Below are 23,229 nucleotides of genomic sequence, written 5' to 3' on the forward strand. Positions count from 1 at the left end.
TCACAAGCCACCGCTGCTGCGAGACCCACTGCGGTAAGGTATGCACCCAGAGCACCACCGTGACCCACGCTGGGAACAGCACGAGTACAGCCGGAGGAAGCATGGCCCCGCACATCCCCGACACCATCGACGAAAAACTGCTCGGCCTCTACCTGTCGGACCACCTGACCGGCTCCACCGCCGGGGTGGGCCGGATCGAACGGATGGCCAAGGACTTCACCGACACCCCGGTGCACGCCGAACTGGCAACCCTGGCGGCGGAGATCCGCCGGGAGCGCGGGCTGCTCAAGGATCTGATCTGCGAGCTCGGCATCCGCCAGCGCCCGCACCGCCAGGCTGCCGCCTGGCTGGCCGAACGCGCCGGCCGCCTGAAGCTCAACGGCCGGGTGCTGAGCCGGTCGCCCATGACCCTGGTCCTGGAATCCGAACTGATGCGCGCCGCGATCCTGGGCAAAATCGGCGGCTGGCAGACACTGGAGGAGCTGGCGCCGGAACTCGGGCTCGATCCGTCAACGTTCGCCGGCCTCATTGCCGACGGACGGTCGCAGATCGCAGCACTGGACCGCGTCCACGAGCACGCCCGCAGCAACGCCTTCCATAAAGCCCGCGACATCGCCGGCTAGCACCGCCTCGTGGCGGGCCGCGAGGACACGGACCGGCTTAACTTCCGGGGCCCGCGGGCACCCCGTAGCGGTGTTCCGGCCGGCCGGTGGTGCCGTAGCGCAGCTGGATGTCGACGGCGCCGTCGTCCGCCAGTGCGGAGAGGTAGCGTTGCGCGGTTGCCCGGGAGACGCCCACCCGGGCCGCCACCTCGGCCGCCGAGTATTGCTGCCCCGGTTCCAGCGACTCCAGCACCGCCGCCTCCGTGGCCGAGCGCGGCCGCGCGGAGGCCGTGACGTCGCCGGGGATCAGAGCCCGCTTGGCCCGTTCCACCGTCTCCTGCGTCAGGTTCCCGGGCTGTGCCAGGATCCGGCGGTAACGCGCGTACGAGCGCAGCTGCTGGGACAGGGACTCGGCCGTGAAGGGTTTGAGCAGGTACCCGAGGGCGCCGCGCCGGAACGCCACCCGGATTGACGCCGCATCCGAGGCGGCGCTGAGGATCATCGTGTCCACATCCAGCTGGTGCAGCAGGTCCAGCCCGGAGGCGTCCGGCAGGTAGACATCCAGCAGGACCAGGTCCGGACGAAGGCTGTGGATGGACTTCAGGGCCTGCGACGCCGAGCCGGCCGGCGCCAGGGCCAGGAAGCCCGCCACGGAGTCCACATAGGCGGCGTGGAGCTTGGCGACGTGGAAGTCGTCGTCCACGATCAGCACCCGGAAATCTTCAGACATTGTTGTCTCCTTCTGCCACGTCTGCTGCCACGTCCTCAACGCCGCCGGTGATAGTCCCCGGAAGCGTCGCCAGGAACACCGCGCCCGGCCCGCCGGGCGCACCCCGCTCCAGCACCGTCACGTCGCCGCCGCGGCGCCGGGCCAGCTGCCGGGCCAGGGCCAGCCCCAGGCCCTGCCCGCCGCCGGCCCGCGCCGGCTGGTCCGCGGTGGTGAAACCCTCGGCAAAGACACCCTCCGTGCCGCCGGCGTCGTCCGTGCTGTATTCCGTGCCGAAGCCTTGCCCGCCGTCCGCCGCGGCGGGCAGGCCGTCGCCGGAGTCGCCCACAATGATGTGCAGGGTGCCCGGGGCTCCGCCGTCGCCGAGGGCGTCCAGCACCTCGACCTCCACCCAGCGGTCGGTTGCGGCGCCGGCGACGGCGGCGTTCACGGCGTTGTCGATCAGGTTGCCCAGCACCGTGGTCACCTCCTGCGGCTCCACGACGTGGCCGCGGACCAGGGTTTCGGGGCCGAGCCGCAGGCTGACGCCGCGTTCGTCGGCCTCCACCCCTTTGGCGCCCAGGAAAGCCTGGAGGTAAGGGTCCTGCAGCAGCTCGGCCTGGTCCACCGGGAACTTCAAAGGCCCGGTGGCGGCCAGCCGGGCCAGGTAGTCGCGCGCCTGCTGATGCTGCCCGATGCTCATGAACCCGGCGATCGTGTGCAGCTGGTTGGCGAACTCGTGGCGCTGGGCGCGCAAAGCCGTGGACATGGTGCCGACGGCGTCTAGCTGGCGGGTGAGATGCTGGAGCTCGGTGCGGTCCCGCAGCATCACCACCCAGCCCAGGTCCTCCCGGCCGTGCAGGGCCTTGCGGGCGCTCGCCACCAGCACGCGGCCGCCGGCCAGGAACTCCACGGCGTCACCCTCGGTGGCGTCCGGCCTGGTCAGGGCCGTCAACGGGGCCGGCACCGGCGCCGTTGCCCAGGTGGTTCCGGCCAGGTCCGGCTGCTCCAGCATCCGCCGGGCCGCGGCGTTGAAAACGCTGATCCGGCCGTCGGCGGATACGCCGATCACGCCGTCGTCCACGCCCTGCAGGACCGCCACCTGGTCGTGCACCAGGGTGCTGATTTCCTCAGGCTCCAGCCCGAGGGTCAGCCGCCGGAGCCGGTGCCGCAGCAGGAAAGAAACCAGGGCGCCGGCCAGCAGCGCGCCGGCCGCGGTCAGGGCGATCGGGACGATGTCCCGGGCGAGGCTCTGGCCGATGGTTTCGGTGGAGTAGCCCACGCTGACCTCGCCCACCACCGTGGTTGAACCCGGCGCGAACACGGGCACCTTGGCACCGGCCGAGGGGCCCAGGGTGCCGGTGTTCCGGGTGGTGACCTCCTTGCCGGAGAGGGCCTCGGAGGGGTCGGTGCTGACCCTCATCCCCAGCCGGTCGGCGTCGGGATGGGCCAGCCGCAGGCCGGTCTCGTCGGTGATGACGACGAACAACGCGCCGGTGCGGGCCCGGGCGCCCTCCGCGGCGGCCATCAGCGGACCGGCGAGCAGCTCCGCGGGCGGGGGAGTGCCGGGCCGTGCGCTGATCTGCTGCACCTCGGCCCGGACCGCCGGGTCTGAGGCCACCGTGCGGGCCAGGGTCAGGGCCTGGTTCTCCGCCTCGCGGCCCAGCCGCTCGTACGTCAGCCAGGCGTGGACTGCGCTGCTGAGCAGCACCACCAGGGCTACCACCCCCAGCTGCAGGAGCAGCGTCTGGGTCGTGAACTTCAGCGGAGTGCGGCGTTTGAGGGCTTCCACGGCGGCCCTCCTTGGGTGATCCGGCGGCCTCATCGGCCTGTGAGCTAAATGCGCAAAATGCGTCCAACAAGCAGTATGCCAATCAATTGAGGCAAAGGCCCTCCCGTGACGCACGCCACCCTAACGTCTGTAGTGCGCATCACAGCGGAGTGGTGCGGAACACAGAAGAAGGAGCCGGCCGTGCTGGTATTACTTGGATTCGCCATGATTGCGGTCTTCATGGTGCTGATCATGACGAAGAAGCTGACGCCGGTGCTGGCGCTCATCATCGTCCCCACCGTTTTTGGACTGTTCGCCGGCGCCGGCCTGGGCATCGGCCCCATGGTGCTCGACTCGATGAAGTCGATGACGTCCACGGCCGCGCTGCTGATGTTCGCCATCATCTACTTCGGCCTGATGATCGACGTCGGGCTCTTCGACCCGCTGGTCCGGTTCATCCTGCGCAAGCTGGGCAACGACCCGGCGAAGGTGGTCCTGGGCACCGCGATCCTCGCCGCGGCGGTCTCGCTCGACGGCGACGGCTCCACCACCTTCATTCTCACCACTGCGGCCATGCTCCCGGTCTACCTGCGGCTGAAGATGAGCCCCGTGGTCCTGACCTGCGTGGCCGGCCTGGCCAACGGCACCATGAACATCCTGCCGTGGGGCGGCCCCACCGCCCGCGCCGCCTCCGCGCTGAAGATCGACGTCAACGAGGTCTTCGTTCCGATGGTCCCGTCGCTGATCGCCGGACTCGTCGTGGTGTTTGTCTTCGCCTGGCTGCTGGGCCTGCAGGAACGCAACCGGCTGCGTACGGTGGCCCCGGAAATCTGGGCCGAGGGCGTTGAGTTCGACGGCGGTTCCTCCACCGGCCGCACCGCCTCCACCACCCGCACGGGCACCACCCGCACGGGCACCACCCCCGCCGGCGGAGTCCCCACCACCGGCGGAGGGTCCTCCGTCGCCGTGCTGGAACGCACCGAAGACCTCGTCGACGAGCACGATTCCGCCATGGCGGACACCGCGCTGGATCCCAACCGCAAGACGCTGCGTCCCAAGCTGTTCTGGTTCAACCTGGGCCTGACGGTGGCCGTCATGGTGACGCTGGTCGCCAACATCATCCCGCTCCCGTTCGTCTTTATGGTGGCCTCCGCCGTCGCCTTGCTGGTCAATTTCCCGAAGGTCAAGGACCAGGGGGCCCAGCTGATCGCGCACGCCCCGTCGATCGTGGCCGTGGTCAGCATGGTCATGGCGGCCGCCGTCCTGACCGGTGTCCTCAACGGCACCGGCATGGTCAAGGCCATGTCCGAGTGGCTCGTGGCGATCATCCCGGCGGACATGGGCCCGTTCATGGCCGTCATCACCGGCGTGCTGAGCATCCCGATGACGTTCTTCATGAGCAACGACGCCTTCTACTTCGGCGTCCTGCCGGTCCTCAGCGAGACGGCGGCCCACTACGGCGTCGGCGCCGCGGACATGGCCCGCGCCTCGATCACCGGCCAGCCGTTCCACCTGCAGAGCCCGCTGGTGCCGGCCATCCTGCTCCTGGTATCCCTCGCCAAAGTGGACCTGGGCGACCACCACAAGAAGGTCCTCTGGCGCACCGCCGTCATCTCCCTGGTCATGCTGGGAGTAGGAGTCCTCACCGGAGCCATCGGCATCGGCTAACCACCCGCGCGAGATGACAGTTCGCGGCAGTGTTTGCACAAAACATTGCCGCGAACTGTCATCTCGCGCCCGACGGTAACAGCAACTCAACCCACGTAGACTGGGACGGAAAATAATCCGAACTTGCAGGGGAGATCCATGGCTGCGATCAACCGCGACGACGTCGCGCATCTCGCGCGTCTCGCGCACATCGAGATGAGTGCTGAAGAGCTGGACAGGATGGCCGGCGAACTCGCCGTCATCGTGGAGTCGGTTAAGTCCGTCAGTGAAGCCGCCGGTGATGACGTCCCGGCCACGTCCCACCCGATCCCGCTGACCAACGTGTTCCGCGAGGACGTTGTGGGCCACACCTTCACGGCCGAGCAGGCGCTTTCCGGAGCCCCCGACGCGTATGAGGGCCGTTTCAAGGTCCCGGCAATCCTGGATGAGGACTAAGACCATGACTGAAACCCGCCCCGAACTCTTCCGCCTCACCGCAGCCGCGCTCGCCGAGAAGCTGGCCGCGCGCGAGGTCACCGCCGTCGAGGTCACCCAGGCGCACCTGGACCGGATCGCCGCCGTCGACGGCAAGGTCAACGCCTTCCTGCACGTCAACGCAGAGGAAGCCCTCGCCGTCGCCGCCGAGGTGGACGCGATCCGCGCCGCCGGCGGCGCCGCTGCTGAGGAACTGCACGTGCTCGCCGGCGTCCCGATCGCCGTCAAGGACCTCATCGTCACGATCGGCCAGCCCACCACGGCCGGCTCCAAGATCCTCGAGGGCTGGCACAGCCCCTACGACGCCACCGTGGTGGAGCGCCTCCGCGCCGCCAAGATGCCGATCCTGGGCAAGACCAACCTGGACGAGTTCGCCATGGGCTCCTCCACCGAGCACTCCGCGTACGGCCCCACCCACAACCCCTGGGACCTGGACCGCATCCCCGGCGGCTCCGGCGGCGGCTCCGCGGCCGCCGTCGCGGCGTTCGAAGCCCCGCTCGCGCTCGGCACGGACACCGGCGGTTCCATCCGCCAGCCCGGCGCCGTCACCGGCACGGTCGGCGTAAAGCCCACCTACGGCGGTGTCTCCCGCTACGGCGCCATCGCGATGGCCTCCTCGCTGGACCAGATCGGCCCGGTCTCCCGCACCGTGCTGGACTCGGCCCTGCTGCACCAGGTGATCGGCGGCCACGACCCGCGCGACTCCACCTCGCTGCCGGACCCGCTGGAGGACCTTGTGGCCGCGGCCCGGACCGGCAACGTCGAGGGCATGAAGATCGGCATCATCAAGGAGCTCCACGGCGAGGGCTACCAGGCCGGCGTCGAGAACCGCTTCAACGAGGCCCTTGAACTGCTCAAGGGCGCCGGCGCCGAGATCGTCGAGGTCTCCTGCCCCAACTTCAAGTACGCCCTGGGTGCCTACTACCTGATCATGCCCTCCGAGGCCTCCTCCAACCTGGCCAAGTTCGACGGCGTCCGGTTCGGCCTGCGGGTGCTGCCCGAAGAAGGCCCGCTGACGATCGAGCGCGTGATGGGAGCCACCCGCGCCGCCGGCTTCGGCGACGAAGTCAAGCGCCGTATCATCCTGGGCACCTATGCGCTCAGCGCCGGCTACTACGACGCCTACTACGGCTCGGCCCAGAAGGTGCGCACCCTGATCCAGCGCGACTTCGACGCCGCGTTCGCCCAGGCTGACGTGCTGATCTCCCCGACGGCGCCCACCACGGCGTTCAAGCTCGGTGAGAAGCTCAACGACCCGCTTGCGATGTACCTCAACGACGTCGCCACCATCCCGGCCAACATGGCAGGGGTCCCAGGGCTGTCGCTGCCCGGCGGCCTCGCCGACGAGGATGGACTGCCGGTGGGCGTCCAGCTGCTCGCCCCGGCACGCCAGGATGCCCGGCTCTACCGCGTCGGCGCCGTGCTCGAGTCGCTGCTTGAGGCGCAGTGGGGCGGACCGCTGCTGGACCGTGCCCCCTCCCTGACGGAGCCTTCCTTGACTGATTCCGCACCGGCGGTTGCTGCCGGCGCCCCCGCGAGCCACGGAGGTTCACACTAATGACTGACGCAACCCTCAGCTTCGAAGAGGCGATGGAGAAGTACGACCCCGTCCTGGGTTTCGAGGTCCACGTGGAGCTCAACACCAAGACCAAGATGTTCTCCTCCGCGCCGAACGTCTTTGGTGACGAGCCGAACACGAACGTCAACGAGGTGGACCTCGGGATGCCCGGCGTGCTGCCCGTCGTGAACAAGACCGCGATCGAATCCTCGATCAAGATCGGCCTGGCGCTGAACTGCAAGATTGCCGAGACCTGCCGCTTCGCCCGGAAGAACTACTTCTACCCGGACACCCCGAAGAACTTCCAGACCTCCCAGTACGACGAGCCGATCGCCTACGACGGCTACCTGGACATCGAGCTCTCCGACGGCACTGTCTTCCGGGTCGAGATCGAACGCGCCCACATGGAGGAGGACGCCGGAAAGCTCACCCACATGGGCGGCGCCGCCGGCAGGATCCAGGGCGCGGACTACTCGCTGGTGGACTACAACCGCTCCGGTGTGCCGCTGGTGGAGATCGTCACCAAGCCGATCGAGGGCGCCGGCAGCCGTGCCCCCGAGCTGGCCAAGGCGTACGTCGCCGCGGTCCGCGAGATCGTCAAAAACCTCGGCGTCTCGGACGCCAAGATGGAGCGCGGCAACGTCCGCTGCGACGCCAACGTCTCGCTGCGCCCGCACGGCCGCGAACGTTTCGGCATCCGCTCCGAGACCAAGAACGTCAACTCGCTGCGCGCCGTCGAACACGCCGTCCGCTACGAAATCCAGCGGCACGCCGCGGTACTGGAGTCCGGCCAGCCGGTCATCCAGGAAACCCGGCACTGGCACGAGGACACCCGCTCCACCACCTCGGGCCGGCCCAAGTCCGACGCCGACGACTACCGTTACTTCCCGGAACCGGACCTGGTGCCGATCGTCGCCTCACGTGAGTGGGTCGAGGAGCTCCGGGCCACGCTGCCCGAGCCGCCGGCCGCCCGCCGCAAGCGCCTACAGGCCGACTGGGGCTACTCCGACCTGGAGTTCCGCGACGTCGTCAACGCCGGCGTGATGGACGAGATCGAGGAAACCGTCGCCGCCGGCGCCACCGCCACGGTGGCCCGTAAGTGGTGGATGGGCGAGATTGTCGGACGCGCCAAGAACGCCGACGTCGACCCCGGCCAGCTCGGCGTCGATCCGGCCACCATCGTGGAACTGAACAAGATGGTCGAGGACGGCAAGATCAACAACAAGATGGCTTCCGAGGTCCTGGACGGCGTGCTCGCCGGCGAGGGCACCCCGGCGGAAATCGTGGAGAAGCGCGGCCTCGCCGTAGTCTCTGACGACGGGCCCCTGCTGGAAGCCATCGACGCGGCCCTCGCCGCGCAGCCCGGCGTCGCGGACAAGATCCGCGGCGGCAAGATCCAGGCGATCGGCGCGATCGTCGGCGGCGTGATGAAGGCAACCCGCGGGCAGGCCGACGCCGGCCGCGTCCGCGAGCTGATCCTGCAGCGCCTCGGCGTCGAAGGCTAGTCCCTAGCCACCCACTAAATCGGTCATGATGGTCTGCAGCGCTTCGCAGACCATCATGACCGATTTGCGTTTAAGGTTCTCCGGCCGGGCCAGGATGTCGATCCGGCGCCGGGTGCTGATGCCCTCCAGCGGCTTGAGCACGATCTCCGGGTTGAGCACCGGCCGTGCGGTATGCCGGGGCAGCAGCCCGATCACGCTGCCGGTCGCCACCAGCGCCGCTACCGTGGAGTAGTCATTGATCCGGTGCACGATGTTCAGCTCGCGGCTGGACACGGCCGCGACGGCGGAGAGCACGTCGGCGGGGGAGTAGCCGGTGTGGCTGGTCACCCAGGGTTCGCCGACGACGTCGTCCGCCGTCACCGCCCGCTGCGCGGCCAGCCGGTGCCCGGCCGGCAGCGCCACGTCCAGCGGCTCGTGCGCGAGCGGGATCACCGCCACCCGTTCCTGGGGCCACCGCGGGCTGTGGTCCATCCGGTGTGCGAGGACCAGGTCGTAGCGGGCGGTCAGCGCCGGGAAATCCTGCTGGGCGACGTCCTCGTCGGAGAGCTGGATCCTCGGCTGCCCCGGCCCGGCCAGCAGCCGGGCCAACGGCGCGAACAAGGCCTGGCCGGCGCTGTGGAACCCGCTCAGCGTCACCGGCGCCACCGGCGAGCCGTGGTACGCGCCGATCGCCGTCCTCGCGTCCGCCATTGCGCTCACGACGGCGGCCCCGGCGTCCGCGAGCACCTGCCCGGCCTCGGTGAGGACCAGGTTCCGGCCCTCCTTCCGGGTCAGCGGGACCTCCACGGATTTCTGCAGGGCGGCGAGCTGCTGGGACACCGCCGAGGGCGTGACCAGCAGCGTTTCGGCGACGGCCTTGACACTGCCCAGGGCGCCGAGTTCGCGGAGCATTTCGAGCTGGTGGATTTCCATGCCCACCATCTTATGGGCAAGCAAAAGCTAAATCGTCGATTGAGAAGAATCCGATTGTGCTAATGCTTTCAGCCGGGTCTAATGAGGTGAGTTGTCCCACACCACCGCTCCGAATCTAGGGAGCGGCCAGCACAGTTAGGCAGGCCCATGAAGGCTCTCTACAAGTCCGGCGCCCACGCGGGATTCGAACTGGTCGACCGCCCGGAGCCGGAGACCGGGGCCGGGGACGTCAAGATCCGCGTCATGACCACCGGAATCTGCGGCACGGACCTGCACATCCAGTCCTGGGATGCCTGGGCGCAGGGCATCATCAATGCGCCGCTGATCGCTGGCCACGAGTTCTACGGTGAAGTCGTGGAGACCGGCGAGGACGTCCTGGACGTCAATGTCGGCGACCGGGTCTCCGGCGAGGGTCACATCGTCTGCGGAATCTGCCGCAACTGCCGCGCCGGCCGCAAGCAGATGTGCATCAACACTGTCAGCGTCGGCGTCCAGCGCGACGGCGCGTTCGCCGAGTACGTCGTCATCCCGGAAACCAACGTCTGGGTCCACCACGATCCGTCCGTGACCCCGGAGCTCGGCGCCATCTTCGACCCGTTCGGCAACGCCGTGCACACCGCGCTGAGCTTCCCGCTGGTGGGCGAGGACGTGCTCATTACCGGCGCCGGACCCATCGGCCTGATGGCGATCGCCGTCGCCCGCCACGCCGGGGCGCGCAAGATCGCCATTACCGACGTATCCGCCCCGCGCCTGGAACTGGCCCGCCGGCTCGACGTCGACCTCGCGATCGACGTCTCCACCACGCGCGTCAAGGACGCCCAGCGCGAACTGGGCATGCGTGAGGGCTTCGACATCGGGATGGAAATGTCCGGGCACCCCACCGCGCTGCCTGAGATGATCGACAACATGAACCACGGCGGCCGGATCGCGATGCTGGGGCTGCCCAGCCAGTCCATCGACATCGACTGGGGCAAGGTGGTCACGCACATGCTGACCATGAAAGGCATCTACGGACGCGAGATGTTCGAGACCTGGTATGCCATGAGCGCCATGCTCTCCTCCAACCCCGTGCTGCACGCCAACATCTCCGCCGTCGTCACCGACACCCTGCCCGCCTCGGACTGGGAGAAGGGCTTCGAGATCGCCCGCGCCGGCGTCGGCGGCAAGGTCGTCCTCGACTGGACCGGCTTCTAGCCCCCGCCCGTTTCCGGTACCGTACAAAAATTCATCCCCCTGCTGAGGAGCCACCGCAATGTATTCAGCCATCAAGGACCAGCTGCAGCACGAACTCGACGAGATCCGCGGCGCCGGCCTGTTCAAGACCGAACGGCACATCGATTCCCCGCAGGCCAGCCACATCAAAGCCGGCCAGCTCGGCCAGGGCAGCTCGGAGGTACTGAACTTCTGCGCCAACAACTACCTGGGCCTTGCGGACCACCCCGAGATCATCGCGGCCGCCAAGGAGGCCATGGACTCCCGCGGCTTCGGCATGGCCAGCGTGCGCTTCATCTGCGGCACCCAGGACCTGCACCTGGCCCTGGAGGAACGCGTCTCGAAGTTCCTCGGCACTGAGGACACCATCCTGTTCTCCAGCTGCTTCGACGCCAACGGCGGCGTCTTCGAATCGCTCTTCGGCCCGGAAGACGCCGTCATCTCCGACGCGCTGAACCACGCCTCGATCATCGACGGCATCCGGCTGTGCAAGGCTCAGCGCTTCCGCTACGCCAACCAGGACATGGCGGACCTCGAGTCCCGGCTGATCGAGGCCAGCACCCAGGAAAACCCGGCCCGCCGCAAGATCATCGTCACCGACGGCGTCTTCTCGATGGACGGCTTCCTGGCCCCGCTGGAGGCGATCTGCGACCTCGCGGAGAAGTACGACGCCATGGTCATGGTGGATGATTCGCACGCGGTCGGCTTTATGGGCGCCACCGGTGCCGGCACCCCGGAACATGCCGGCGTCTCGGACCGGGTGGACATCTACACCGGCACCTTCGGCAAGGCCCTGGGCGGCGCCTCCGGCGGCTATGTGTCGGGCCGGCGCGAGGTCATCGCCATGCTCCGCCAGAAGGCGCGCCCCTACCTGTTCTCCAACTCGCTGGCCCCGGCCATTGTCGCCGCTACGCTGAAGGCCCTGGACCTGGTGGAGAACTCCGGCGAACTGCGCAGCAAGCTGTTCGCCAACGCGGAACTCTTCCGCCGCCGGATGGCCGATGAAGGCTTCGAACTGCTCGACGGCGAACACGCGATCGTCCCAGTCATGTTCGGCGACGCCGTGATGGCGGCCAAGGTGGCGGATGCGATGCTCGCCAACGGCGTGTTCGTCACCGCGTTCAGCTACCCCGTGGTGCCCAAGGGCGCCGCCCGCATCCGGGTCCAGCTCTCCGCCGCGCACAGCGCCGACGACGTCGAGAGCTGCGTCCAGGCCTTCGTGGCTAGCCGCGCGGCGGTGGCCGCGGCCTCGTAGCGGGAACGCCCGGGGGAGCCGCCGCCGTCTGTCCGGCGTCCGACCGGGGGAGCCGCCGCCGGAAAGTACTGACGCGGCCTCCTGCCGGGTGCAAGGATGGAGGCATGTCAGCTAATTACGATGTCGTGATTGTGGGCGGCGGCATTGCCGGCCTGTCCCTTGCCTCCGCCCTCGCCGGCAAATGCCGCGTGGCCCTGGTCGAAGCCGAGCAGTCACTGGGCTACCACACCTCCGCGCGCTCGGCCCGGCAGCTGATCCCCAGCTACGGCCCGCCCGTGGTCCAGGAGCTCACCCTGCGCACCCTGGAGCTCATCGGCACCAAGGAGGGCACCCGGCCTGAACCCGTGCTCTCGCCGCGCCGCTTTATGCTGATCGGCAACGAGGCAGACGTCCAGCAGCAGGCCAGCGGCTTTATGCACCGGATCAGCCACGCCGAGGCCCTGGACATCTGCCCCGCGCTCAAGCCGGATTCCTTTGAGGCCGCCGGCCTGGACTCGGGATCCTTCGCCTGCAACGCGTCCCTGCTGCTGGAGGACCACCGGGAGCGGGCGGTCGAGGGCGGCGTGGACATCATCACGGGCGCCAGGGTCCACTCGGCGCAGCGCCTCGGCTCCGGCTGGGAACTCGGCGCCGGGCAGGAAGGGTTCGAGGCCGCCGTCGTGGTCAATGCCGCCGGCGCCTGGGCGGACGAATTCGCCGTGCTCGCCGGAGTTGAGAAGCTCGGACTCCAGCCCTACCGCCGGACCGCGGCAATCGTCGACGTCGAACACCCCCTCCCGCAGGGCTGCCCGATGGTGGCGTCGGCCGGCAGCTTCTACTTCCGGCCGGACGGGCGGCGGCAGGTGCTGATCTCCCCGTCCGAAACCGTGCCCAGCGGCCCGGAGGACGCCCGGCCGTACCCGGGTGACATCGAGGCGCTGATCACCCGGCTGAATTCCGTCACCACGATGGGCATCGGTGACGTCCGCCGGGCCTGGACCGGGTTGCGGACTGAGGCGTCCGACGGCGTCCCGGTGGTGGGGTTCGACGCCGAGGCCACCGGATTCTTCTGGCTCGCCGGCCAGGGCGGCTACGGCTTCCAGACCTCCTCCGGCATCGCCGAGCTGGCTGCCGAGCTCATCCTGGCCGGCCAGGGCGCCGCGGAGCCGCTCCCGGCCGACGGTCCGGCATCCCGGACAGCCGCGGCACTGGCAGCGACCCGGATGTCGATCCGGCGCTGAAGAATGGACCCATGAGCACCCTCATCACCAACATCGCCGAACTGATGACCCAGGATGCGGAGCACCGGGTCCTGACGGATGCGGCCGTGGTGATCGAGGGCGAACGCATCGCCTGGCTCGGGTCCGCCGCGGACGCCCCGGCCGCCGACGACGCCGTCGACGCCGGGCACCGCGCGCTCCTGCCCGGCTGGGTGGACTCGCACACGCACCTCATCTTCGCCGGCGACCGGACCGCTGAGTTCGAGGCCCGGATGGCGGGGGAGGACTACAGCGCCGGCGGCATCGCGGTCACCACCGGCGCCACCCGGGCCACCGGCGACTTCGACCTCACCCGGCTCGCGCTGGGCCGCGTCGCCGAGGCTGTCGCCCAGGGCACCACCTATCTGGAAACCAAAACGGGCTACGGACTCGACGTGGACAACGAGGCCCGCAGCGCCCGGATCGCCTCCACCGTCGCGGACGAGGTGACCTACCTCGGCGCGCACCTGGTCCCCCGGGGCATGGACGCCGAGGAGTACACGGACCTGGTCTGCGGCCCGATGCTCGCCGCGGTCCGGCCCTATGTCCGCTGGGCCGACGTCTTTTGCGAGCGCGGCGCCTTCACCGAGGACCAGTCCCGCCGCGTGCTGGCGGCCTGCCGGGACGCGGGGCTGGGCCTGCGCGTGCACGGCAACCAGCTCGGGGAGGGCCCCGGCGTGCGGCTGGCGGTGGAATTCGGGGCCGCGAGCGTGGACCACGTGAACTACCTATCCCGCGCCGACGTCCACGCCCTCGCGGACAGCTGGTCCGGCTGGGAATCGGCGGCCGGCGCGGGCGAGCGCGGCACCGTCGCGACCTGCCTGCCGGCCTGCGACCTGTCCACCCGGCAGCCGCTGGCCCCGGCCCGGGAACTGCTGCACGCCGGCGTCCAGGTGGCGCTCGCCTCCAACTGCAACCCGGGCACCTCCTACACCAGCTCGATGGCGTTCTGCGTCACCACCGCGGTGCTGCAGATGCGGCTCAGTGTGCACGAGGCGGTCCGTGCGGCGACGTACGGCGGTGCGCTGGCGCTGGGCCGGGAGTCCGGGAACGACGTCGACGGGCAGCGCGCGGTTGGCTCGATCGCCGTCGGGCACCGGGCTGACCTTCACCTGCTCAACGCCCCGTCCGCCACCCACCTGGCCTACCGGCCGGGGATGCCGCTCACCCACGCCGTCTGGCGCGCCGGGGTGCGCGCCCGCTGACGCGCAGACATAGGAGGCACGCCATGGCGGGGTTTGCGAGGGAGCTGGGCATCATGCTCGATCTCCTGAGGGCCGAACACGGCGGCCCGCGGGCCCTTGCCCGGCGGCGGGATGCGCGGCTGGCCGCGCTTGTGGTGCACGCCCGTGCCAGCTCCCCGTTCTACCGGGAGCTGTACCGCGGGCTCCCAGCCGGGGACGTCACGCGCGGGGACGTCTCGCTTCGCGACCTGCCGCCGGTCACCAAACCGCAGCTGATGGCCCGCTTCGACGACTGGGTAACCGACCCCGATGTCACCCGGACCGATCTGGAGGCCTTCGTCGCCGATCCGACCCTGGTCGGCAGCCGCTACCGCGGCCGGTACTTCGCGTGCTCCAGTTCCGGGACCACGGGACACCCGGGACTGTTCGTGCACGACCCCGCCGCCGTCGCGTGCTACCGGGCGCAGGGGATCCGGGCGGTCCGGAGCACCGTCAACGCCGGCGTGCTGCCTGCCCTGCTGCGGCGCGGCATCCGCACCGCCGTGGTGGTGGGTACCGGCGGCCACTTCGCCGGCGCCGTGTGGCTTGAGTCCGAGCGGCGCCGCAGCCGGGGCCGCCGCCGCGCCTACCGCCTGTTTTCCGTGCAGCAGCCGCTGGAGGCGCTGGTGCAGGCGCTCAACGACTTCGACCCGGCCCTCGTGGTGGGCTATCCCAGCGCCCTCGAACTCCTGGCCGAGGAGCAGGACGCGGGCCGGTTGCGGATCCGGCCCGCGGTGGTGGAGTCCAGCGGCGAGTCCCTCGGCGACCCGGCCCGGCTGGCCGCGTCGCTGGGCTGCGGGGTCCACAACGTCTACGCCGCCTCGGAGTTCAGCCCCATCGCCCTGGACTGTCCCCGCGGCTGGCTGCACGTCAACAGCGACTGGGTGATCCTGGAGCCGGTGGAGGAGGACTACCGGCCCACGCCTCCGGGGAAGGCATCGCACACGGTGCTGCTGACCAACCTCGCCAACCGGGTCCAGCCGCTGATCCGCTACGACCTGGGCGATTCGGTCCTCGCCAAGCCCGGTCCCTGCGAATGCGGCAACCCGCTGCCCGCCGTCCGGGTGGCCGGCCGGCACGACGACGTGCTGCACCTGGACAACGCCAGCGGCCGCACGGTGAGTATCCTGCCGCTGGCCGTCACCGCCCCGATCGACGGCGCGCCCGGGGTGCACCGCTGCCAGCTGGTCCAGTCCGGCCCGGCGCAGCTGCGGGTCCGGCTTGAACTGGAGCCCGGCGCCGCGGCGGATGAGGTGTGGCAGGACGTGGCGGCCAGGCTCGCCGGTTTCCTGGCCGGCCAGGGCCTGGCGAACGTGGAGCTGGTCCGTGCCGGTGAGGCGCCGGAGCAGACCGGCCGGAGCGGCAAGTTCCATCAGGTCATCGCCCTCAAGCGCGCGCCGGGCGTCCCTTAAACACCGGGCAGCGCCTAGAAGACCGGGCGTCGCTTAGAAGAACATCGGCGGGGCGTCCAGCACGGTCTCATCCACCCGGCGGTCCTCCCACTGGCTGAACGGCTTGTCCAGCTCGTACTTGCCCTGCCGGGTGCGCAGCAGGGTGCGGATCTCGGCGTTGTCCGGGTTGTTCAGCGACTCGAAGTACTCCACCGACCAGTGGAACCAGCGCATGCAGAACAGCCGCATGGTCAGCCCGTGCGTCACGAACAGCGCGTTCGGGGCGTAGTTCGGCTTGGACCAGTGCCGGTACAGGGTTTCCATGAACGAGGAGATCCGGTCGTAGACGTCGGAACCGGACTCGCCTTCCCGGAACCGGTAGAAGAAGTGCCCGTAGGCGTTGCGGAGCTCCTTCTGGTCCTCGATGTCGCCGGCGATCTGGAAGTTCGCCCAGTCCTGCTCGCGCAGCCGCGGCTCTTCGATGACGCGTTCGGTCAGGGAACCCAGCTGCAGCGCCTCCAGCGTCTGGTAGGCCCGCAGGTAGGGGGAGACGTACACGCACACCCGCTGACCGTCCAGCTGCCGCCGCAGCTGCTCACCGGCGGCCGTGGCCTGCTCGACACCCAGCGGCGTCAGCGGGATCCGGTAATCGGGCACCCGGTTGTAGATCGAGGTGTCGGCGTTGGCGGCGGACTGGCCATGCCGGATCATAAAAATTCTCCCGGGCGCACTCACAGCCCCAGCATAGGCACGTGCAGTCAACTCCCGGCAACGGCAGGCAAGATAGAAACATGTTGGTTCCCTCCCGCCGTCGGCTGCGGCTAGAAGTCTGGATCGTCCTGGGGCTGTCGCTCGGGCAGTCGGCGGTGTACTCGGTGGTGCAGTTGCTGGACAAACTGACCCGTGCGCCGCTGGCGCAGGGCACCTCGACGCTGAACCGCTCGCAGAGCACCCGCGAGTACTTCGACCTCACCTACCAACTGCTGGACATCATCTTCGCCCTGGTGCCGGTGGTGCTGGTGATCTACTTCCTGACCGAACACCGGCCCGCCGGCCTGGCCGCCGGCACCGGGACCTCGGCGTTCCGGAAGCTGGGCTTCAACTTCGCCCGGCCCGGCAAGGACCTGGCCCAGGGCCTCGGCCTCGCCGCCCTGATCGGCATACCCTCGCTGGGCCTGTACGCGGCCGGCCGGGCGCTGGGGATCACGACGGCGATCATCCCCAGCGCGCTGGACTCCTACTGGTGGACCGTCCCGGTGCTGATCCTCTCCGCGATCCGGCACGGGATCGTGGAAGAAGTCATTGTGGTCGGCTACCTGCTCGACCGGCTCGGCAAGTTCGGCTGGGGCATGCCGCTGGCCATCTTCGCCAGTTCCATGCTGCGCGGCAGCTACCACCTCTACCAGGGCTTTGGGCCCTTCATCGGCAACGCCATCATGGGCGTCATCTTCGCGCTGATCTATACGAAGACGCGACGCGTGATGCCGCTGGTGATCGCCCATGCGCTGCTGGACATCGTGGCCTTCGTCGGGTTCAGCCTCTTCGGCAAGGCGATCGGCCTCGGCTAGGCGCACCAGGCCTTAAAAGGATTCGGCCGCCAGCGGTGGGTGGCATCATTGGCACCCGCTGCTGGCGGCCGAAGTTTTTCGGGCAGGAAGCGTCAGATGGTGACGGCTCCGGAATCGGTTTCGAAGGTGACGGACAGGATGCCCGGCGTACCGTGCGGGGCCAGCCAGTTCACGTCCACATCCTCCAGCGGCTTCTCCACCGGTTCGCCCAGCCACTCGGTGACCCGCTCGGCGGAGCCTGCGATGGTGAGCGCGGACATCTTGACGCCGCTCTCGTAGGCGTTGGACGGGTGCAGGGCGGGATCGCCCTCCCACTTGAGCATGTAGGGGACCTGCGGATCCGCGATAAGGCCCAGGATGCCGATCTGCTTCCAGACCAGTTCGCGGCCGTCGGGGAACTTGCGGTTGCCGTTGACGGCCGACCGGCCCAGGCGCTCCTCGAAGGGTGCCAGGTCGTCAACCTCAACGCACCAGCCCATCCAGCCGCCGCCGGCGGCGGAACGGGCCCGGACGGCCTGGCCGAACGGCGCCTTGTCCGAGGCAGGGTGGTCCAGGACCTCCACGACCTCCAGGTACTTGTGCCCGGCGAGCGGGATAATCATGTTGCGGGTCCCGAACCGGGGGTGGACTCCGCCCTTGACGGCTTCGACCCCGAGGGCGGACGCGATACGTTCGGTGGTGGCAGCGAGGCCATCTTGTTCACAGGCGTAAGAGACGTGATCCATGCGCATGCCCTCATCTTGGCACTTTGTGATGGAGCTCTCAGCTTAGGCTGTCCTAACCCTGATGGGATGTCATTTTCCAGGGCTCCAGGGCCGGTCCACGGGCCAAATTCATATTCGTCACAAAGCTATCCAGCCGCCGTCGAGCCTTCCTAAACTGGAGCCAGGTCATGAGTGCCAGCACCAAGCCCCGGCTTGCTGGCCGGCAACCCTCCTTGCGCGGTGGGGTGCCCCGGGTGAAGACCTGGCCCTCCGGCGCCCGCCGGGAGGCAAGCGCGGCGGCAGAGCCGTTCCGGTCCCGGGAGGACCGGAAGGGCCTGTGCCCAGTCACTCAGGAGATCCCCGATGTCCAACGCCTGGTCCTTTGAAACCCGCCAGATCCACGCCGGCCAGGAGCCGGATTCCGCCACCGGTGCGCGGTCGCTGCCGATCTACCAGACGACGTCGTTCGTCTTCCCCAGCGCGGAAAGCGCGGCCAACCGCTTCGCGCTCGCCGAACTCGCCCCCATCTACACCCGGATCGGAAACCCCACCCAGGACGCGGTGGAGCAGCGCGTGGCGAGCCTCGAGGGCGGCCTCGGGGCGCTTCTGCTCAGTTCCGGGCAAGCCGCCGAAACCCTTGCGATCCTCAACATCGCCGAGGCCGGGGACCATGTGGTGGCCAGCCCCAGCCTCTACGGCGGCACCTACAACTTGCTGGCCCACACGCTGAAGAAATTCGGCATCTCGGTAACTTTCGTCGCGGACCCGGACAACCTGGAGCAGTGGCGCGACGCCGTGCAGCCGAACACCAAGCTGTTCTTCGGTGAGGTGGTGTCCAACCCCCGGCAGGACGTGCTGGACATCGAGGGCATCGCGGACGTGGCGCACCGGGCCGGGGTGCCGCTGATCGTGGACAACACGCTCTCCACCCCCTACCTGATCCGGCCGATCGAGTGGGGCGCCGACATTGTGGTCCACTCGGCCACCAAATACCTCGGCGGGCACGGCACCGCGATTGCCGGCGTCATCGTGGACTCCGGCAACTTCGACTTCGGCAAGGACCCGGAGCGCTACCCCGGCTTCAACACCCCTGACCCCACCTACAACGGCCTGGTCTACGCCCGAGACCTCGGCGCGGACGGTGCGCTGGGCGCCAACCTGTCCTACATCCTCAAGGCCCGGGTCCAGCTGCTGCGCGACCTCGGCTCCGCCGTCTCGCCGTTCAACGCCTTCCTGATCGCCCAGGGCATCGAGACGCTGAGCCTGCGGATGGAGCGGCACGTTGCCAACGCCGTCAGGGTTGCCGAATGGCTGGAGGCCAGGGCCGACGTCGAATCCGTCGCCTACGCCGGGCTGCCGTCCAGCCCCTGGTACGAGCGCGGCCGCAAGTACGGGCCGAAGGGCACCGGCGCCGTCGTCTCCTTCAACCTGGCCGGGGGAGCGGAGGCCGGCAAGCGCTTCGTCGACGCCCTCGAACTGCACTCCCATGTGGCGAACATCGGCGACGTGCGCTCGCTGGTCATCCACCCGGCGTCGACCACGCACAGCCAGCTCTCGCCGGAGCAGCAGGCGGTGGCCGGCGTCAACCCCGGCCTGGTGCGGCTTTCGGTGGGACTCGAACACATCGACGACATCATCGCGGACCTCGACGCCGGCTTCCGCGCGGCCAAGAACGCCTGAGGCGGGCGGCGCCGACGGGACCGGCTGTCACACAGCCGTCACAATCTTCGCGCTTGCGCCGCCGGGTTTCGTAGAATCGAGGCAGGTCATGAGTGCCAGCGACAGCCCCGGCTTGCTGGCCGGCAACCCTCCATTTGCGGCGGGGTGCCCCGGGTGAAGACCTGGCCTGCCGGTCAGCTGACGGCGGGCAAGCGCGAAGTTAGGTCCTCACATGACGATTGCCGTCACCCGCACGGGTGTACCCGAATGCAAACCCTCCACTGTTCCTGATGGGACGGTGCAGTACCTCCCGCTCGGTTCTTTGGCCCTTGAATCCGGTGCCACCCTGCCGGAGGTCACCCTCGCCTACGAGACCTGGGGGACGCTGAACGCCGACGCCTCCAACGCCGTGCTGATCGAGCACGCCCTGACCGGCGACACCCACGTCACCCGCGGCGCCGGCGAAGAGCCGGGCTGGTGGGAACAGCTGGCCGGCCCGGGCGCCCCGGTGGACACGGACAAGTACTTTGTGGTCTCGATCAACATCCTCGGCGGCTGCTACGGCTCCACCGGGCCGTCCACGCCGGCCCCCGACGGACGGCCCTGGGGCTCGCGGTTTCCGCTGGTCACCCTGCGGGACAGCACCGCCGCCGAGGCGCGGCTCGCCGACGCGCTGGGAATCAGCAGCTGGTATGCCGTGCTGGGGGGTTCGCTCGGGGGAGCCCGTGCGCTGGAGTGGGCGGTCAGCTACCCGGACCGGGTCCGGCGCTGCGCCGTGATTTCGATAGGCGCCCGCAGCACCGCCGAGCAGATCGCGTTCGCCCAGGCCCAGACCCTGGCGATCCGCCAGGACCCCAACTTCAACGGCGGTGACTACTACGGCGGCCCGGAACCGGACGCCGGCCTGGCCCTGGCGCGCCGGATCGCCCACATCACCTACCGTTCCGCCGCGGAGCTGGACGCCCGCTTTGGCCGGAACGCCCAGGCGGCGGAGGACCCGTTGGAAGCCGGGTCGCTGGCCGGCCGGGGCCGTTACCAGGTGGAGAGCTATCTGGACCACCAGGGCAACAAGCTGGTCCGCCGCTTCGACGCCAACAGCTACATCGCCATCACCGAGGCGCTGATGAGCCACGACGTCAGCCGCGGCCGGGGAAGCCTGGAGCAGGCTGTTTCGCGGGCCACCGCGGAGTTCTTTGTGGCGGCCGTGGACTCGGACCGGTTGTATTTCCCGGCCCAGTCCCGTGAACTCGCCGGCGCGCTGCCGGGCGAGGTGCCTGTGCACGTCATCGAGGCGCCGATCGGCCATGACGGCTTCCTGACCGAAATCGGGCAGCTCAGCGAACAGCTCCGCGGCAACTTCTTCGCCTAGCCGGCACCAGCTCGTGTGCATTTTTGCAGACGCCCTCTGCGCGATTGGTCGTTGAGCCTTCCGCGCCCGCAGTCCATACTCGTGGAGAATGACGCCGTGTGTCCCAACTCACACACACGTTAGTCAGCCCAATGGTCCACAGGGTGTCGAAGGCGACACCGAAGGAGTTCGCATGAGCACGGAAAACGCCGCCGCAAGGCGCGCAGAGGACACCGACGTCAAGACGTCAGGTCTCAAGAAAGTAGTGGCAGCCTCGATGGCCGGCACGGTGGTGGAGTGGTATGAATTCTTCCTCTACGCCTCGGCGGCGACGCTGGTCTTTGGCAAGATGTTCTTCCCCAACTCCGGAACGGAACTGGACGGCATCATCGCCGCGTTCCTGACCTACGCGGTGGGCTTCGTTGCCCGCCCCATCGGCGGCATCGTCTTTGGCCACTTCGGCGACAAGTTCGGCCGCAAGCAGCTGTTGCAGCTCAGCATCATCCTGGTCGGTGTCTCGACCTTCCTGATGGGCTGCCTGCCGAGCTTCCAGCAGATCGGCTACTGGGCTCCGGCGCTCCTGGTCTTCCTGCGCTTTGCCCAGGGCTTCGCCGTCGGCGGTGAGTGGGGCGGCGCCGTCCTGCTCGTCGCCGAGCACAGCCCCAGCAAGTCCCGCGGCTTCTGGGCCAGCTGGCCGCAGTCGGCGGTCCCGATGGGCAACCTGCTCGCCACCGGCGTGCTCTTCCTGCTCTCCTCCATCCTGTCCTCGGCGGACTTCCTCGGCTGGGGCTGGCGCATCGCGTTCTGGCTCTCCGCCGTGATCGTGGTCATTGGCTACTACATCCGCACCAAAGTCCAGGACGCCCCGATCTTCCTCGAGGCACAGAAGGAAGTTGTTACGGAAAACAAGGGCTACGGCGTGGCCGAGGTCTTCCGCCGCTACCCCCGCGGCGTCTTCACCGCCATGGGCCTGCGTTTTGCCGAAAACGTCCTGTACTACCTCGTCGTCACCTTCTCCATCACCTACCTGAAGGTGATCGTCCAGGCCGACACCTCGCGCATCCTGCTGCTGCTCCTCGTGGCGCACTTCATCCACTTCTCCGTGGTGCCGATGGTCGGCAAGCTCTCCGACCGCTTCGGCCGCAAGCCGGTCTACATGGCCGGCGCCGTCCTGGGCGGAACCTGGGGCTTCTTCGCCTTCCCGATGATGGACACCAAGAACGACCTCATCATCCTCGCCGCCATCACCATCGGCCTGCTCTTCCACGCCCTGATGTACGCCGGGCAGCCGGCCATCATGGCCGAGATGTTCCCGACCCGGATGCGCTACTCCGGTGTTTCCCTGGGCTACCAGGTCACCTCGATCGTGGCCGGGTCGCTTGCCCCGATCATCGCCAGCTCGCTGCTGGGCCAGTACAAGTCCTCCACCCCGGTTGCCATCTACCTGCTGGGCGCCTGCCTGGTCACCATCGTGGCGGTCTACTTCCTGAAGGAAACCCGCGGTATCTCGCTCCACGACGTCGACGCCGCCGACGCCCAGGGCACTGCCGACCTCCTGGCCGCCGGTAAGAAGTAACCGGCAGACAACTGCACGAGTCAAGACCAGGCAGCCCCCGTCCCCGCATTGCGGGGACGGGGGCTGCTGTCGTTGGGATCGGGAGATCGTGGACGCCGCTCGCATCGGCAGGGGACCGGTTCACGGAGCCAGCGGGGCGTTACGCCCGTGTAGCGAACTGCACCTGTATGAGTTTGAGCTCGGCGCGTGGAAGCACGGCGGTGACGACGCCGCCGCCCGCTAGTTCCGCGCCAATGCCATATACAATCGGATTAGTATCGACCTCAGCGCCGGGTACTTCGACCCCATTCACCAAGACACCGGCCTGAGCGTTGACCATCCGGTCCGTCACTGCGAGTGCGGGTTGGTCCCAGGAACCTTCGCTCAGTCCGAGCTCCTGCCGGTACCGGTTCGTGAGGATGTGGTTGACGTGTTCGACCAGCACGCTGTGGAGCGAAGTGCGCGGGGATGGGTCACGGTGCCAGGTAGTTCGCACGGCCTCCCACAGCTGCGGATATAGCATGCGCTGCACCTGCTCGACTAGCCATGCGGGTCGGGGCCATGGCGGAACGACGTCGATCGCTCTGCGAGCCTGCTCGTTGGGGTCGGCGAGATTAATTGGGTCCGAGCGGTCAGCTGGGTTTCGCCAGAGGGTGTAGGTGACACTCGCTGCCATTTCGCTGTATCCACGATCGTCCTCGCCGGATGTCAGACTCACGGTATCCGCATCCTCCAGCGAGGGCTGGGACACGAGTCCCATCACGGGGATGGGCATGAGTTTCAGTCGCTTGGCCTGCTCGACCCGGGGATCGGGCGCGTCCTCGGGGAGAATTCCAGTCATCCTCATGCCACGATTATGGCCTTGAAGCGAAAGGCTGGG

General features: G+C 68.7%; 20 protein-coding genes and 2 riboswitches. Of the genes, 14 read left to right on the forward strand and 6 right to left on the reverse strand.

Annotation, left to right across the window (positions count from 1 at the left end):
* Window positions 1-101: 101 nt before the first annotated feature.
* Window positions 102-623 (forward strand): hypothetical protein, encoded by a 522-nt coding sequence (locus tag AC1MED_RS06125; protein WP_479786015.1) that lies wholly within the window; start codon window positions 102-104, stop codon window positions 621-623.
* A 37-nt stretch (window positions 624-660) separates the two neighbouring features.
* Here the strand turns inward: AC1MED_RS06125 and AC1MED_RS06130 are convergent, their stop codons facing one another.
* Window positions 661-1,332, reverse strand: coding sequence for a response regulator (locus AC1MED_RS06130; protein WP_479786017.1), 672 nt, complete (start codon window positions 1,330-1,332; stop codon window positions 661-663).
* On the reverse strand, window positions 1,325-3,100 hold the full coding sequence (locus tag AC1MED_RS06135; RefSeq protein WP_479786018.1) for a sensor histidine kinase: 1,776 nt from the start codon (window positions 3,098-3,100) through the stop codon (window positions 1,325-1,327). The genes AC1MED_RS06130 and AC1MED_RS06135 overlap by 8 nt, the downstream gene beginning before the upstream one ends.
* Before the next feature lie 180 nt (window positions 3,101-3,280).
* On the opposite strand from AC1MED_RS06135, the gene AC1MED_RS06140 reads away from it, so the two are divergent.
* The 4 genes from AC1MED_RS06140 (at window position 3,281) to gatB (ending at window position 8,284) form a co-directional block, all read left to right on the forward strand.
* A complete protein-coding gene (locus AC1MED_RS06140; RefSeq protein WP_479786019.1) occupies window positions 3,281-4,747 on the forward strand; it encodes a CitMHS family transporter in 1,467 nt (488 codons plus the stop codon).
* A gap of 138 nt (window positions 4,748-4,885) precedes the next feature.
* Entirely contained in the window at window positions 4,886-5,182 is a 297-nt protein-coding gene (gene gatC / locus AC1MED_RS06145; RefSeq protein WP_138769869.1) for an Asp-tRNA(Asn)/Glu-tRNA(Gln) amidotransferase subunit GatC, read from the forward strand.
* A gap of 4 nt (window positions 5,183-5,186) precedes the next feature.
* A complete protein-coding gene (gatA, locus tag AC1MED_RS06150) occupies window positions 5,187-6,779 on the forward strand; it encodes an Asp-tRNA(Asn)/Glu-tRNA(Gln) amidotransferase subunit GatA (RefSeq protein WP_479786020.1) in 1,593 nt (530 codons plus the stop codon).
* Window positions 6,779-8,284: an Asp-tRNA(Asn)/Glu-tRNA(Gln) amidotransferase subunit GatB gene (gatB, locus tag AC1MED_RS06155; protein WP_479786022.1), complete on the forward strand. Its 1,506-nt coding sequence runs from the start codon at window positions 6,779-6,781 to the stop codon at window positions 8,282-8,284. The genes gatA and gatB overlap by 1 nt, the downstream gene beginning before the upstream one ends.
* Before the next feature lie 3 nt (window positions 8,285-8,287).
* Here gatB and AC1MED_RS06160 read toward each other — a convergent pair whose 3' ends face one another.
* Window positions 8,288-9,196 carry a LysR family transcriptional regulator gene (locus AC1MED_RS06160; RefSeq protein WP_479786023.1) on the reverse strand — a complete coding sequence of 303 codons (909 nt, stop codon included), beginning with the start codon at window positions 9,194-9,196 and terminating at the stop codon, window positions 8,288-8,290.
* Window positions 9,197-9,343: 147 nt separating this feature from the next.
* Here AC1MED_RS06160 and tdh point away from each other — a divergent pair, with 147 nt between their 5' ends.
* The 5 genes from tdh (at window position 9,344) to AC1MED_RS06185 (ending at window position 15,536) form a co-directional block, all read left to right on the forward strand.
* The gene (tdh, locus tag AC1MED_RS06165; RefSeq protein ID WP_479786024.1) at window positions 9,344-10,390 is read left to right on the forward strand and encodes an L-threonine 3-dehydrogenase; all 1,047 of its coding nucleotides are present in this window, start codon (window positions 9,344-9,346) and stop codon (window positions 10,388-10,390) included.
* 58 nt (window positions 10,391-10,448) lie between these two features.
* Entirely contained in the window at window positions 10,449-11,663 is a 1,215-nt protein-coding gene (locus tag AC1MED_RS06170) for a glycine C-acetyltransferase (RefSeq protein ID WP_479786025.1), read from the forward strand.
* A 104-nt stretch (window positions 11,664-11,767) separates the two neighbouring features.
* Window positions 11,768-12,883 (forward strand): NAD(P)/FAD-dependent oxidoreductase, encoded by a 1,116-nt coding sequence (locus tag AC1MED_RS06175; RefSeq protein ID WP_479786026.1) that lies wholly within the window; start codon window positions 11,768-11,770, stop codon window positions 12,881-12,883.
* 11 nt (window positions 12,884-12,894) lie between these two features.
* Window positions 12,895-14,106, forward strand: coding sequence for an amidohydrolase family protein (locus AC1MED_RS06180; RefSeq protein WP_479786027.1), 1,212 nt, complete (start codon window positions 12,895-12,897; stop codon window positions 14,104-14,106).
* 23 nt (window positions 14,107-14,129) lie between these two features.
* Window positions 14,130-15,536, forward strand: a complete 1,407-nt coding sequence (locus AC1MED_RS06185) for a phenylacetate--CoA ligase family protein (protein ID WP_479786028.1) — start codon at window positions 14,130-14,132, stop codon at window positions 15,534-15,536.
* A gap of 33 nt (window positions 15,537-15,569) precedes the next feature.
* Here the strand turns inward: AC1MED_RS06185 and AC1MED_RS06190 are convergent, their stop codons facing one another.
* Window positions 15,570-16,226 carry a histidine phosphatase family protein gene (locus AC1MED_RS06190; RefSeq protein ID WP_479786029.1) on the reverse strand — a complete coding sequence of 219 codons (657 nt, stop codon included), beginning with the start codon at window positions 16,224-16,226 and terminating at the stop codon, window positions 15,570-15,572.
* Window positions 16,227-16,306: 80 nt separating this feature from the next.
* Between AC1MED_RS06190 and AC1MED_RS06195 the strand changes: the two genes are divergently transcribed.
* Complete coding sequence (locus AC1MED_RS06195) at window positions 16,307-17,083, forward strand: CPBP family intramembrane glutamic endopeptidase (protein WP_479786031.1); 777 nt, start codon at window positions 16,307-16,309, stop codon at window positions 17,081-17,083.
* A gap of 92 nt (window positions 17,084-17,175) precedes the next feature.
* Here AC1MED_RS06195 and AC1MED_RS06200 read toward each other — a convergent pair whose 3' ends face one another.
* Window positions 17,176-17,814, reverse strand: coding sequence for a VOC family protein (locus AC1MED_RS06200; RefSeq protein ID WP_346960144.1), 639 nt, complete (start codon window positions 17,812-17,814; stop codon window positions 17,176-17,178).
* 157 nt (window positions 17,815-17,971) lie between these two features.
* Window positions 17,972-18,087: riboswitch (SAM riboswitch) on the forward strand.
* 63 nt (window positions 18,088-18,150) lie between these two features.
* Between AC1MED_RS06200 and AC1MED_RS06205 the strand changes: the two genes are divergently transcribed.
* The 3 genes from AC1MED_RS06205 (at window position 18,151) to AC1MED_RS06215 (ending at window position 22,370) form a co-directional block, all read left to right on the forward strand.
* A complete protein-coding gene (locus AC1MED_RS06205) occupies window positions 18,151-19,467 on the forward strand; it encodes a bifunctional o-acetylhomoserine/o-acetylserine sulfhydrylase (RefSeq protein ID WP_479786032.1) in 1,317 nt (438 codons plus the stop codon).
* A gap of 84 nt (window positions 19,468-19,551) precedes the next feature.
* A riboswitch (SAM riboswitch) is annotated at window positions 19,552-19,667 on the forward strand.
* Window positions 19,668-19,678: 11 nt separating this feature from the next.
* On the forward strand, window positions 19,679-20,815 hold the full coding sequence (gene metX / locus AC1MED_RS06210; RefSeq protein WP_479786033.1) for a homoserine O-acetyltransferase MetX: 1,137 nt from the start codon (window positions 19,679-19,681) through the stop codon (window positions 20,813-20,815).
* 172 nt (window positions 20,816-20,987) lie between these two features.
* Window positions 20,988-22,370 carry an MFS transporter gene (locus AC1MED_RS06215; RefSeq protein ID WP_479786034.1) on the forward strand — a complete coding sequence of 461 codons (1,383 nt, stop codon included), beginning with the start codon at window positions 20,988-20,990 and terminating at the stop codon, window positions 22,368-22,370.
* Window positions 22,371-22,509: 139 nt separating this feature from the next.
* Here the strand turns inward: AC1MED_RS06215 and AC1MED_RS06220 are convergent, their stop codons facing one another.
* On the reverse strand, window positions 22,510-23,196 hold the full coding sequence (locus AC1MED_RS06220) for a hypothetical protein (RefSeq protein WP_479786035.1): 687 nt from the start codon (window positions 23,194-23,196) through the stop codon (window positions 22,510-22,512).
* Window positions 23,197-23,229: the final 33 nt, after the last annotated feature.

Source organism: Arthrobacter sp. BI5 (assembly GCF_056680065.1).